Annotated in this window: 10 protein-coding genes; 2 read left to right on the forward strand and 8 right to left on the reverse strand. The window is 72.6% G+C overall.

The window, feature by feature from the left end:
* Positions 1 to 2: 2 nt before the first annotated feature.
* The 3 genes from gap to AB0M59_RS12195 all read right to left on the reverse strand — a co-directional run bounded on the left by gap (position 3) and on the right by AB0M59_RS12195 (position 3,202).
* Positions 3 to 1,004, reverse strand: coding sequence for a type I glyceraldehyde-3-phosphate dehydrogenase (gap, locus tag AB0M59_RS12185; RefSeq protein WP_364612827.1), 1,002 nt, complete (start codon positions 1,002 to 1,004; stop codon positions 3 to 5).
* Positions 1,005 to 1,401: 397 nt separating this feature from the next.
* Complete coding sequence (locus AB0M59_RS12190; RefSeq protein ID WP_364612830.1) at positions 1,402 to 1,821, reverse strand: DUF1232 domain-containing protein; 420 nt, start codon at positions 1,819 to 1,821, stop codon at positions 1,402 to 1,404.
* A 199-nt stretch (positions 1,822 to 2,020) separates the two neighbouring features.
* Positions 2,021 to 3,202, reverse strand: coding sequence for a winged helix DNA-binding domain-containing protein (locus tag AB0M59_RS12195; protein WP_364612833.1), 1,182 nt, complete (start codon positions 3,200 to 3,202; stop codon positions 2,021 to 2,023).
* 71 nt (positions 3,203 to 3,273) lie between these two features.
* Here AB0M59_RS12195 and AB0M59_RS12200 point away from each other — a divergent pair, with 71 nt between their 5' ends.
* Entirely contained in the window at positions 3,274 to 3,918 is a 645-nt protein-coding gene (locus AB0M59_RS12200) for a LysE family translocator (RefSeq protein ID WP_364612835.1), read from the forward strand.
* Here the strand turns inward: AB0M59_RS12200 and AB0M59_RS12205 are convergent.
* The 5 genes from AB0M59_RS12205 to AB0M59_RS12225 are packed head-to-tail and all read right to left on the reverse strand — an operon-like array spanning position 3,899 to position 11,771.
* Positions 3,899 to 4,225 carry a helix-turn-helix domain-containing protein gene (locus tag AB0M59_RS12205; protein WP_364612838.1) on the reverse strand — a complete coding sequence of 109 codons (327 nt, stop codon included), beginning with the start codon at positions 4,223 to 4,225 and terminating at the stop codon, positions 3,899 to 3,901. The two genes, AB0M59_RS12200 and AB0M59_RS12205, sit on opposite strands and share 20 nt — an antisense overlap.
* Positions 4,222 to 5,010, reverse strand: a complete 789-nt coding sequence (locus AB0M59_RS12210; RefSeq protein WP_364612841.1) for a TIGR03620 family F420-dependent LLM class oxidoreductase — start codon at positions 5,008 to 5,010, stop codon at positions 4,222 to 4,224. The genes AB0M59_RS12205 and AB0M59_RS12210 overlap by 4 nt, the downstream gene beginning before the upstream one ends.
* Positions 5,011 to 5,047: 37 nt before the next feature.
* Positions 5,048 to 9,508, reverse strand: coding sequence for a hypothetical protein (locus AB0M59_RS12215; protein WP_364612844.1), 4,461 nt, complete (start codon positions 9,506 to 9,508; stop codon positions 5,048 to 5,050).
* A gap of 11 nt (positions 9,509 to 9,519) precedes the next feature.
* Complete coding sequence (locus AB0M59_RS12220) at positions 9,520 to 10,320, reverse strand: hypothetical protein (RefSeq protein ID WP_364612847.1); 801 nt, start codon at positions 10,318 to 10,320, stop codon at positions 9,520 to 9,522.
* On the reverse strand, positions 10,320 to 11,771 hold the full coding sequence (locus AB0M59_RS12225) for a hypothetical protein (RefSeq protein WP_364612926.1): 1,452 nt from the start codon (positions 11,769 to 11,771) through the stop codon (positions 10,320 to 10,322). The genes AB0M59_RS12220 and AB0M59_RS12225 overlap by 1 nt, the downstream gene beginning before the upstream one ends.
* 86 nt (positions 11,772 to 11,857) lie before the next feature.
* Here AB0M59_RS12225 and AB0M59_RS12230 point away from each other — a divergent pair, with 86 nt between their 5' ends.
* Positions 11,858 to 12,295, forward strand: a complete 438-nt coding sequence (locus tag AB0M59_RS12230; RefSeq protein WP_364612850.1) for a PPOX class F420-dependent oxidoreductase — start codon at positions 11,858 to 11,860, stop codon at positions 12,293 to 12,295.
* The last annotated feature ends 18 nt before the right edge of the window (positions 12,296 to 12,313 follow it).

Below are 12,313 nucleotides of genomic sequence, written 5' to 3' on the forward strand. Positions count from 1 at the left end.
GCTCAGAGCTTCGAGCCGACGAGCTTGATCAGGTCCGCGAGGCGGTTGGAGTAGCCCCACTCGTTGTCGTACCAGCCGACGACCTTGACCTGGTTGCCGATGACCTTGGTCAGCGGCGAGTCGTAGATGCAGGACGCCGGGTCGGTGACGATGTCCGAGGACACGATCGGGTCGACCGAGTAGCGCAGGATGCCGGCGAGGGGGCCCTCGGCGGCGGCCTTGTAGGCGGCGTTGATCTCGTCGACGGTGGCGGCCTTCTTCAGGGTCACCGTGAGGTCGGTGGCCGAGCCTGTCGGCACCGGGACGCGCAGCGCGTAGCCGTCCAGCTTGCCCAGCAGCTCCGGCAGCACCAGGCCGATCGCCTTCGCGGCGCCGGTCGAGGCGGGCACCACGTTCAGCGCGGCGGCGCGGGCGCGGCGGAGGTCCTTGTGCGGGCCGTCCTGCAGGTTCTGGTCCTGGGTGTACGCGTGGATCGTGGTCATCAGGCCCTGCTCGATGCCGAAGGCGTCGTTGAGGACCTTGGCCAGCGGGCCGAGGCAGTTGGTGGTGCAGGAGGCGTTGGAGATGATGTTCTGCGAGCCGTCGTACTTCTCGTCGTTGACGCCGAGGACGACGGTCAGGTCCTCGCCCTTGGCGGGCGCGGAGATGATGACCTTCTTGGCACCGCCGGCGATGTGCGCCTTGGCGGCGTCGGCGTTGGTGAAGAAGCCGGTCGACTCGACCACGACGTCCACGCCCAGGTCGCCCCAGGGCAGGTTGGCCGGGTCGCGCTCGGCGAGCGCCTTGATGGTCTTGCCGTCGACGACGATGCCCTCGTCGCTGACGCTGACCTCACCCGGGAACCGGCCCAGGATGGAGTCGTACTTCAGCAAGTGGGCCATGGTGGCGACGTCGCCGAGGTCGTTGAAGGCGACGACCTCGATGTCGTGGCCGCTGGCCTGCACGGCGCGGAAGAAGTTGCGGCCGATGCGGCCGAAGCCGTTGACACCTACGCGAACGGTCACTGCTGCCACTCCTCTGAGGATCGGCCGGGAGGCCCGGCCGTGACTTGCGGGCTCGCGGCCACCCTAGCGTGCGGGCATGCGCGTCCCTGACTGCCCTGACGAGACTTCCACCACTTGGCGAACGGGTCAAGAATCGATTAAGAAGCCGGGTGGGTTCGCGAGGGGTTTCCGGGCGGACCACGGCGGACCAGTCAGGGTTGGCGGTTCGCGGCTTGGAACCGGTTCCGGCTGGCTACATGGGGCGTGGACAAGTGGGCAGCGGCGAGCCGGATCGATGACTTGACCGATTCAGACGATGAGCGGCTCTCGGGCCGGAAAAGGCGAGGCCGGAGAAGGTCTCGACGGGCTTCGGGGCGGGCGTGAGGTCGATGACTCGACCGATCCAGCGACGGCCCGTTCAGGGGAGACGGTGGATCCCGGTCAGCCGGGTGAGGGCGGCGAAGCCGTCGTCGGTGCCGGGCCAGTGGGCGCGGACGGCGTCGAGCCCGGCACGGCGGACCACCCCGCGCAGGACGGCGGTGACGATGATGGCGTCGTCGGCGTAACCGAGGACGGGGATGAAGTCGGGGATCACATCGATCGGCATCGCGAGGTAGGCGAGCAGCAGGCCGAGCCGGATCCGGACGCCACGAGGGAGGCTCCGGTCGGCGGCGAGGCGCCGGACGAGCCGGAGCACGTCGGGCAGGAGACGCAGCGCTTCACGCAGCAGCCCGCCCCGCGGCCGGACGATCACGAGCGCGATGAGCAGGGCGAGCCAGGCCAGCAGCAGCGCGGCGAGGATGCCGATGAGGAGGTCCCACCAGGACGACCCGGTCATGGCTGAACCCCAGCCCGCGAGACGACCGCTGCGCGTGGCGTGCCACACCGACCAGCCGGGCTCCCACGTGTGGACCACCCCGTCAAGACCGAACCGCTCACAGGAGAGCTTGGTGCTCGTCGGCAGGACAGCGCGGCCCGTCCTCGCATTGCACCTCCTGGCCCGCCGGTCTCGGCGGTGGGCCTCCGCGCGGTTCCCATCAGCCGGCCAGTTCTCGCTCCAGGGGCGTCCGGAACCGGGGCGTCACCCGGACCTCGCCGAACCACTCCGCGCACCGCTCCGCCGCCACCTCGGCCATCGCCTGGCCTTCCGCACCCACGTCCTCCAGCAGCCGGAACGCGATCTCGCCCGTTCGACGCTGGGCCCACCCGCCGACCACGCGGCCGTTCAGCCACACCGTCGGGCCGATGTTGCCGCTGCGGTCGAACAGCGCCGGGCGGTGCGCGCCCAGGTACCAGTCGCGCTCTTGCCAGCCCATCGGGGTCGGGTCCAGGGCCGGCAGGAACGCCACCCACGGCGGTGGCTCGGGCACCGGCCCGACGTCGTCCGGCAACACGACCCCCGGCACGCCGTCGAGGTCGACCTCCACCGGCGACAACGCGGCCAGGGCCTTCTTCGTCTGCCCGGCCGTCCAGCCCGTCCACCAGCGCAGGTCCGCCGCCGGCGCCGGGCCGTACGCGTGCAGCCAGCGCCGGGCCAGCTCGGCCCGCGCCTCCTCCGCGCTCCACTGGGACAGCCCCGGCACCCAGGAATCCAGGGGGTGCCAGACGTACTGGCTGCTGATCCAGCTCCCCCGCGGACGCCCGCGCGCGATCCGGCCGCCGGCCGCCAGCAGGAACAACACCCGGCTGGTGACGTTCCCGATCGCCTCGTACGGCTTCCCCGCCGCCATCAGCAATTGCTGCCGCAGCCGGGGCTCGTCCTCGCTGAGCTGCTGCGCCGTCGCCGAGCCGCGGGCTCGCAACGCCGCCTCGACCGACGCCTCCACCTCCAGGAGCCACTTCCCCGGCTCCGGCACGTTCTCCGGGTGCCCCTGCTTCCCCAGGTGCTGCTCGAGGAGCTTCCGTTGCTTGACCTCGATGTCCGCGGAACACCCGGCCTGCACGAGCGCCGCGGTGTCCAGCCCGGTGACGAACACCGTGCGGCGCATGCCCAGCAGCCGCAGCAGAGTGCGGTCTTCGTACAAAGCTCGTTCCACCGCGGCGGTCGCCGGGGACGCGAGCCGCGCGCACGCCGAAAGGTGGACGGTCGCCGGGTCGGTGGCGTGCAGGGCCACCACCCCGGCCACGGCGTCCTCGACCGTGGCCGCGGGCGCGGCCAGGTGGTGGCGGACGGCGAGGCGGGCCCGGCGCTGCTCGGTGCTGATCTTGAGAGGAGGCACCCGCTGTTGATACCACCCGGCGCCGACAAAAACGCCTGGTCGTCCGGCCGCACCACGCTTACGCTCGCGACATGGTCTCCGGTGCGCACTTCGCGGCCTTCGCCGCACTGACGTTCTTGATGGTCGTCGTCCCCGGTCCGAGCGTGCTGTTCACCATCAGCCGCGCGCTCACGGTCGGGCGGCGCGACGCGCTGCTCACCGTCGTGGGCAACTCCGTGGGCGTCTACACCCAGGTCGTCGCGGTCGCGTTCGGCCTCGGCGTGCTGGTGACGACGTCGGCCGCGGTGTTCACCACGATCAAGATCGCCGGCGCGATCTACCTGGTCTACCTGGGCATCCAGGCGTTCCGGCACCGGCGGAAGCTCACCGACGCCATGGCCGCGAAGGTGCGCGCCACGCCCGGCCGCGTCCTGACGGTGCTGCGCGACGGGTTCGTCGTCGGCTTCGCGAACCCGAAGTCGATCGTGTTCCTCGCCGCGTTGCTCCCCCAGTTCGTCGACCCGGCTACCGGGTCCGTGCCTGCCCAGATGCTGTTGCTCGGCCTGTGCCTGCCGGCGATCGCGCTGGCCACCGACAGCGCGTGGGCGCTGGTGGCGGGCACCGCCCGGGCGTGGTTCGCCCGCTCACCGAAACGCCTCGAAATGGTCGGCGGCACCGGCGGCCTGGTCATGATCGGCCTCGGCACCACCCTGGCCTTCACCGGCCGGGGTGACTGAGCACCAGCTCCAGCAAGCCCGGGAACGCCGCGTCGAACTCCGGGCGCCGCAAGCGGTTCAGCCGCCGCGGGCCCGCGTCGCGCTGCTCGATCAGGCCCGCCGCGCGCAGCACCGAGAAGTGGTGGCTCAGCGTCGCCTTCGCCACCGGCAGGTCGAACGTGCCGCACGCCTTCGTCCACTCCGGCACTTCGGCGAGCGAGCGCAGGATGCTGCGGCGCACGGGATCGGCGACCGCGGCGAGGGCGTCCTGCAGGGACACCTCCGCCGGGACGCCGTGTGTGAGCCCGCGCGCCCGCGCCGTCGTCACCGCACGGCCTCCGCCAGCGCCGGCCACCACTCGCGGGGCAGGTCGCCGGCCGGGACGACGACCTGGTCCGCGCCCGCCGCCCGGTACTCGCGCAGGCGGGCCACGACCGCGTCGAGGTCGCCGCGCACCGTGAGCCCGTCGACCAGCCGGTCGGAGAGGTCCGCGATGTCGGCGTCGGTGAAGCCCATGCGGCGGAAGTTGTTCGCGTAGCCGGGCATCCCGGCCAGGAACGGCAGCGAACCCGCGCGGGCGCGCTCGCGGGCCGCCGCCGTGTCCGCTTCCGGGATGACGTTCAGCAGTACCACCAGCTGCTTCCCCGCGCCGAGGATCTCGCGCGCCGAAGCGACGTAGTCCGTCGTCACGAGGAACGGGTACGCACCCGACGCGCGGTCCCGCGCCAGTTCGAGCATCTTCGGGCCCAGCGCCGAGAGGATCCGCACGGACGCGGGGACGGTGTCGTCCAGCTCGTCGAGGTAGTCGTTCAGCGTGGCCAGCGGACGCGGGCCGTGGGCGCCGCCGAGGCCGACGACGAACCGCCCGGCCGGCAGGTCCGAATAAGCCCGCGCGACGTCGGCGGCGGGCACCCGGTCGACCGGCAGGATGCCGCTCGCCACCGGGATCTTCGCGGTCCCGTGGATCACGTCGGCGATCAGCGGCAGGTTGCTGCCCTGCCCGCCCGGCAGCCACAGCGTGGCGTACCCCAGCTCGTCCAGCTCGGCGGCGGCCGCGACGGCCTCCGCCCCGGTCGTGCCCAACGTGGCGCCCAGCGCCCCCAGGTTCGTCATGCGCCCGGCAACCACGGAACCGCGGGAGATGTTCCCGTCAGGCCGTCTGTTCGTCCTCAGCGGAATCCTCGGCGGTCTCGGCGGGCCGGCTGAACATCCGCGTCGCCGAAAGCCGCGCGACGCCGTCGGGGTCGCCCAGGTCGTCCAGGGAGTTGCGGACCGTCGAATCCACCGACAGGTACTTGCGGCCGGCCCGCAGGTCGGCGTCGTTGCGCAGCCGCACGATCAGCGGGAACTCCGACAGCGCGCCCGCGTCGAACAGGCCCGTCGTGTAGATGAGCTGCACGCCCAGCGCCTCGGCCACCGCCCGCTGCAGCTCCAGCAGGTACCCGGCGGACGCGCGGCCGATCGGGTTGTCCAGGAACAGCACGCCGGAGTGCCGGTTGCGGGCCTTGCCGCGGTTGTTGGCGCGCAGCGCGGCGAGCGTGCAGTACAGGATGATCGCCGCGGTCAGCTGCTGGCCGCCCGAGAACACGTCGCGGATCTCCGAGACGCGCTGGCGTTCGGTCCGCAGCACCGAGTCCGGCTTGAGCATGTCGACGCGGAAGCCCTTGGGCGCGGCGGCCCGGACTCCGCGCAGCACCAGGGAAAGCCCGTCGCGCTTGACGTCGCGGCCGTCGGCGGTCTTGCCCACGGCGGCTTCGTCGACGACCTCGCCGAGCTTCTCGGTGAGCGCGTTGTCCTCCAGCTCGGTGAAGCGGATGCGGAGGAACTCCTGCCCGGACCAGTCGCCGAGGCCGTCGGGCAGCCGGGAAACGCGCTGGGCCGAACGCAACGTCCGGAGCGCGCCGTCGACCATGCCCTGCAGGCGCGTGATGATGCCGCCGCGGTGCCGGTCGATCTGCGCGAGGTCGTCGGTGAGCGACCGCAGCCGCGGCCGCAGCGCCTCGGCCCACTCGGCGGCGTGCGCCGGGAGCTGGTCGCGCTTGACCGAGATGACCTGCTGGCGCACCGGCGTGCTCAGCTTCTCGAACCGCTTCTCCGTCGCGTACTGCGCGAGCTGGTCGGCGGCTGCGCGCACGCGGCGGTCGCCCGTGTCGGCGGCTTCCTGGGCCTCGGCGAAGGTGGCGTTGAGACGGCCGTGCTGGGCGCGCGCGGTGTCGACGTCGCCGTCGTAGGCCGCGGCGTCGGTGTCGGTCACCAGGTGGGCCATCGACTCGGCGAGCAGCGAGAAACCCGATGCCGAACTGCGGGCAGATTCCAGGGTCGCTTCTGCGGCGGCCCGGCGTTCCTGCAGCTCTTCCCACTTCCGCGCGGCCGCCGACGCCTCCAGCCCGGCCGCGTCGATCAGCTCGAGGCCGTGTTCGATGTCGCGCGGCTTCTCACCGTTGACGCCGTTCTGCAGCGGCAGCGCGTCCAGCTCGGCCCGCCGCGTCGAGACGAGCCCGATGGCTTCGGTGCGCTCGTCCTCCAGGCCGTCGACGACCCGGCGAGCGCGGGCCAGAGCGGCCGCACGCGCCGAGGCGTCGGAACCGTCGGGCGTCTCCAGCAGTTCGGCGGCCCGCACGCGGACAGCCTCGTCGAGGGACTCCACGGCCGACCCAGCGGCGGCTTCGGCGGATTCGGCCTGCTCCAGCTCGGCCCGCAGGTCGCTGCCGACCTCGACCTTCGCGTACGACTCGGACGCCGACAAATAGGTCCGGCGCAGCGCGTCGACCGGCTCGGACGGCACCGGGCCGTCCGCCGCTTCGGCCGCGCCCGGGACCTCGGCCAGCTCGGCGCGGGCGGTGGTCGCCGTGCGGCGGTGGCCGTCGGCGGTGCGCTGCTCCTCCCCCGCCTGCTCGCGCAGCCGCGCGGCCTTGCCCGCGGCGTCGGCCGCCTGCAGGTCGGCGCGTTCGGCGACCTCGGTGGCGCGCTCGACGTCTTCGGTCCACTCGGCGATCCGCGCGCTGCGGGTCCCCAGTTCGCCGAGCCGTCGCGCCTTCTCCTCGGCTTCGGCCGCGGCCGCCCGCAGTTCCGGGACGCGCTCCCGCAGCGACGCGGCTTTTTCGCTCAACCGCGCGAACTCCGCGTCGGCCTGCTCCAGCGCGGTACGCGCGGTCTCGCGGGCGGTCCGGGCCGCCTGGGCCTGCTCGGCCAGGGTCGCGACGGCGCCGGGCGGGTAATCCTCGCGCCAGGTGGTGAGCTTCCACGTCAGGGCGCCGTCCGCGGACAGCTTGGCGGACAGGGCTTCCAGGCGCCGCTGCCGCTCGGTGTGCCGCCGGGCCACGGCTTCCCGTTCGGCGTCCGCGGCTTCTTCGTCGTACATCGCGGGGTTCGGCGGCACGAGGAACTCGACGCCGGGCGCGGCGGGCACCTCGGCCAGCAGCGCTTCGGTGGTGCCGACGGCGATGATCGCGCTCGGCAGCAGCAGCCGCGTCGTCAGGACCTCGCGGGCCCGGTCCGCGTGCGCGGCGTCGTTCAGGAGCACGCCGGACACCAGCTGCGGCAGGCTCTCCAGCACTTCGGCGCGCCGGGAAGCGTCCAGTTTGGACAGATAGCGCCAGCCGGACCACGCCGTGATCCCGGCTTCTTCCAGGGCGTCCAGCGCGGCTTGGACGTCTTCCGGCGGCGGCAGCAGCCCGCCGGAACCGAGGGCGGAGAGGGCTCGCTCGTCGGCGGACTCCTCCATCCGCAGCGCGGTCTGCTCCTTCTCGACGGACGCGCTCGCTTCGCGCAGCCGTTCCAGCAGCACCGGCAGGTCGCTTTCGAGCGCGACGTCGTCGGCGCCGAGCAGCTCGACCAGGCGGCCCTCGGCGGCGAGCGCGTCGGTGCGGCGGTGGGCGCGGTCGAGGTCCTCGGTGGCGCGCTCGAAGCGGTCCTGGGTGGTGCCCGCGAGCTGGTGCGACTCGTTCACGGCCCGTTGCGCCGCTTGGAGATCCGTCGCGACGCGGTCCAGTTCCTGTTCGCGCCGGGTCAGCTCGGCGGTTGCCGCTTCAGCAGCGCTTCGGGCGGCTCGCGACGCCTCGGCGACGTCGGCCCCCGACGGCAGCAGCCCGGCGCGGACGGCGTTCTGGACCTCTTCGCGCAGCTCGGTGATCCGCGTGGTCAGCCCGCGCGCCTCGGCGCGGCGCCCGGCGGCGAGGTTCGCGGCCTCATCGCGTTCGGTCTGGGCCTTCTCCGCTTCGGCGCGCAACGCACCCGCGTGCGCCTCGGCCTTGTCGGCCTGGCGCTGGGCGTCCTGCGCCAGCGAGTTGAGTCCGCGGGCCAGCGCACCCGCCGCGTCGTTGCGCGCCTGCAGCGCGGGGCGCGCCTTCTCTTCACGGCTGCCGACGAGCTCTCGCAGGTCCTTCGCCTTGCGGGCCGCGTTCAGCTGGTTGAGGACCCGCGCGGTCTCACGCCAGGCCTCTGCCTCGGTTTTCGCCGAAGCGAGTTCGGCGTCGACGCGCTTGCGGGCCTCCTGCGACTCGTCCAGGCGCAGCACCGCGACCAGGCGGCGCAGTTCCGTGACGGCCGCGGCGAGCCGCCGGTGGTCGCCTTCGGCGAGCTTCTCCGCGGACTTGACCTCGGTGACGTGGTCCTCGAGCCCGGACAGCCGCGCGTTCTCCAGCTCGTTCCGGGCGACCACGCGCCCCGCCAGCTCGGCCATGGCGGCCTTGGCCGACTCGGCGATCTTCCGCGACTCCGCGGCGACGCCCTCTTCGGCGGCCAGCGGGCCCAGCAGGTCGAGCGCACCGGCGACGAAATCGCGCTCCGACAACAGATCCCCGCGCTGCGCCAGGTTGTGCGCGTACGTCGAGACGACCTCGGCGAGATCCTTCGGCTCGTCCTCGGAGATCACCGCGCGCAGCAGGAAGTCGACGAACGCGTCGTCGGTGCCGAAGGCGAACGCGTCCGCCGCTTCACCTTCGCCGGCGTTCATCGCACGCTGGTACCGGAACAGCTCGGTGTCGAGGCCGAGGGAATCGAGCCGGCCGGTCCACTCGTGGTGGCGGCGGGTCCAGGACAGTTCCAGCTCGGGCTCGGCCAGCTGGGCGGCGGCGAGCTTGTCGTGGAAGCCGGACATGGTGAGCAGCCGGCCGTCCTGGGTCATCGGCAAGGAATCGAGCCCCAGGGCGGCGGTCGGGCGGAAGCAGTACCAGGAGTCGGCGAGGTTTTCGGAGTCGGCGGACACGACGTGCCCGCGCCATTCGGAGACCTTGCCGGTGATGATCCGGTGCCCGCTCTCGACGTGCAGCCACTCCAGCACGACGTGCGAGACGTCCTTGGCGGCCACGAACTTTTCGAGGACCTTGGTGCTCGTGGTGCCGACGACCTGGCGGCGGCCGGGCAGCATGACCGAGAAGATCAGCTTGATGAGGACGGACTTGCCGCCGCCGTTCTCGAGGAACAGCACGCTCGCCGGCGAGGGGCGGCGCAGCTCGGCCGGGCCGGTCGCGTGGATGCCGGCGCTGAACAACGCGTCCTGCTGGGGTGCGGTGATCTTGGCGCCGACGCCGCTGAAGTCGAGCACGACGTCCTGGTAGCGGGCACCCGCCGGGCCCACCGAATGCAGGCGGACCCGCGAAAGCTCGTACATCTACTCCCCTTTTAGAGCGTGTCCGACGAGGTCGCGCGCAGCGTGCCCCCGGCGTTCGCGACGGCCACGACGTCCAGCGCGAGCAGGTCGTCGAAGGCGGCGTCGGCCGCGAGCTCGCGGACCTGGATCTGGTACCGCGGCGTGGTCCGGTAGGTGCCGCCCTGCTCGTCGCTCACCGGGACCAGGAACCCCTGGTCGGCGAGGAAGCGCAGGGCGCGGCTGACCATGCCGCGGGTGGTGTCGGCGGCCAGGCGGCCGTCCTTGGTGGCGGCCGCGGCGGGCCGGCGGGTGTAGGCGCGCCAGGCCTGTTCCAGCTCGGGCGCGTCGGCCAGCGGGTCGTTGTTCGACTCGGCCGCCGCGGCGCGTTCGTCGAGCATCCGGGCGGCTTCGCGGACCATCGCGTCGACCTGCTCGACGCTGACGCGGCCGATGTAGGTGTCGTTGGCGAGGTCGTCCGGCCGCGGGTAGCCCAGCGCCGCGGTGGCGAGGTGGATCAGGCCGTGCAGGACCTTCTCCGTCTCGCGGCGCTCGCGGATCTTGGCCTGGCGGGCGTAGGAGTCCATCTTGATCTCGAAGACGGACTCGTCGGTGGCCGCGAGGACCGCGCCGGCCTGCTGGTTGACCTCCAGCACCATCAGGCCGAGCCCGGCCGCGACGGCGTGGGTGAGCGCCTTGAACGCGTTGTCCTCGCCGTAGCGGCGCACGAGGTCGCCGTAGACGACGTCACGCGCCGGCAGCTGCTTCGGCCGCATTCCGAAGGCGACCAGCCGGGCCGCGGCTTCGGCGTCCACGCTGCTGTGGGACAGCGCCATTACGCGACTTCCTCTTCTTCGTCGGCACGCTCTACGGCGGCGGTGGACAGGAGCAGGTCGGCGCCGCCGAACTCCGGGTCGTCGAGCAGCGTGCCGTCGTCGACGGCGAGCAGCACCTGCCGGTCGCCCTGGCGCCGGGCCGCGCCGACCCCGGGACTGTAGGCGTGGACCGCGCGCAGCGCGACCAGGGCGGCGAGGCCGGGCTGGCGGCTGCGGCGGGCTTCGTCGAGCAGGCCGGACAGGCGGCGCGGCACCTCGGGCAGGTCGAGCAGCTCGTCGGCCCGGCGCCAGACGTCGTCGCCGAACTTGTCGGTGACCTCGGCGGGCATCAGCTCGGGCTCGGGGATCTCGCCGACGAGCTGGTCGCGTTCGGGCGCGGGCCGCAGGAGCAGCGAAACCAGCGACGACAGCGACGGCACGACCGGCGCGGTGATGCCGGCGGCGGCGTGGAAGAAGTGCTCGACCGGCGCGACGGCGTCGGCCAGCGGCAGCCCGAGCGTCGGCACGAGGAGCTGGCCGAACAGGTCGAGCGTCGCGCGCTGGGGCGGCCCGGAGAACTGCTGGCGGTCCTGCTCGGCGCGGAACACCGCGCCCGCGTCGGCCAGCCGGGACTGCAGGCGGGTGTGCCGCCGGATGCAGTCGCCGACGATGTCGACGAGCTCGGCGGCGCGGCGCTTGCGGTCGAGGTCCTCGGTCTCGTCACGGGCGGTGGTGATGTTCTTGAGGATGGCGTTCTCGGCGCGGAACCGGGCTTCGATGTGGCTGAGCGCGCTGTCGAGCAGCTCCGGGACCTCGCGCTCCCAGTCGACCGACCGGACGTCACGGCGGGTCGCGTCGAGCTTCGCGCGCAGGGTCTCGCCGTACTGGACGGTCCGGTAGCGGGCCTGCTCGGCGGCCAGCTTCGCGTCGGCCAACCGACCGCGGTTGATGAGGTTCTCGAGCTTGACCTCGGCGGCGATCTGGGCCGACTCGACGTCGGTGTCGAGGGCACCGACGAGGACGTTGATCGCCTCGTCGGTGGCGCGGAGGTAGACCTCGCCGTCACGGGCGGCCAGCTCGACGAGCAGCTTGAAGTCGAACTGGCGCCGCTCGTAGCCGCCCGGACCCATCGAGCCGTAGACGCGCCGGAAGCCGCGGTCGGTCGTGCCGACGTTGATCAGGTTGTCGAGGACCCACTTGGCCACGCGGACGTGCTCTTCGGGCATCCGCGACGGCGCCTGCGCCGCGATGAACGGCAGCAGCCGGTCGATGACCTCGTCGTGGCCGGCGCCGGTGTCGAAGTCCATCGCGATGGTGACCTGGTCGATCGTGTGCAGCGCGATCTCGGCCATCTGGTAGACCGTGGCGTCGGCCCAGTCGAGCTTCGCCTTCCGCGCGTCCAGGTCGTGCAACGGCGCGGTGCAGGCCAGCGCCTTGAGGCGGCGTGTCAGCCCTTCGTCGGCCAATCCCATCGCGGCCCGGTCGTCGTCTCGCACAGCAGGCCAGGCTAGTCGGCCACCCTCTGCGCACGCTCGGGTGACAGGTTAACGTCCCCCTCATGCGTGAGATGAGCCGTTCAGAGTGGTGGAAGTTCGCGTCCGAGGGGACCCGGACGGGCAAGCTCGGCCTGGTCCGGGCGAACGGCGCCGCGATCGTCACCCCGATCTGGTTCCTGCTGGACGAGACCCCCGACGGCGACGAGCTGGTCTTCACCACCGGCACCGACACCCTCAAGGGCAAGGCGATCGCCCGCGACCCGCGGATCTCCCTGGTCGTGGACGACCAGGAACCGCCGTACTCCTACCTCCAGTTCACCGCCGAGGCGCGGCTGACCCACGACTACGACGAGATGCTCGCCTGGGCGACCAAGCTGGGCGGCCGGTACATGGGCGCCGACCGGGCCGAGGAGTACGGCAAGCGCAACGCCGTCCCCGAGGAATCGCTGGTCCGGGCGAAGATCACCAAGGTGATCGCGCGGGCCGAGATCGCCGGCTGACCTCGGTCTCGCGGTATC

This window comes from Amycolatopsis sp. NPDC051371 (assembly GCF_040682155.1).
Taxonomy (GTDB): domain Bacteria; phylum Actinomycetota; class Actinomycetes; order Mycobacteriales; family Pseudonocardiaceae; genus Amycolatopsis.

Excerpts from the sequence above, each read along its gene's own strand:
- AB0M59_RS12210 (WP_364612841.1), bottom strand. The coding sequence starts at position 5,010 with ATGACGAACCTGGGGGCGCTGGGCGCCACGTTGGGCACGACCGGGGCG.
- AB0M59_RS12220 (WP_364612847.1), bottom strand. The coding sequence starts at position 10,320 with ATGGCGCTGTCCCACAGCAGCGTGGACGCCGAAGCCGCGGCCCGGCTG.
- AB0M59_RS12230 (WP_364612850.1), top strand. The coding sequence starts at position 11,858 with ATGCGTGAGATGAGCCGTTCAGAGTGGTGGAAGTTCGCGTCCGAGGGG.
- AB0M59_RS12225 (WP_364612926.1), bottom strand. The coding sequence starts at position 11,771 with ATGGGATTGGCCGACGAAGGGCTGACACGCCGCCTCAAGGCGCTGGCC.
- AB0M59_RS12190 (WP_364612830.1), bottom strand. The coding sequence starts at position 1,821 with ATGACCGGGTCGTCCTGGTGGGACCTCCTCATCGGCATCCTCGCCGCG.
- AB0M59_RS12215 (WP_364612844.1), bottom strand. The coding sequence starts at position 9,508 with ATGTACGAGCTTTCGCGGGTCCGCCTGCATTCGGTGGGCCCGGCGGGT.
- AB0M59_RS12200 (WP_364612835.1), top strand. The coding sequence starts at position 3,274 with ATGGTCTCCGGTGCGCACTTCGCGGCCTTCGCCGCACTGACGTTCTTG.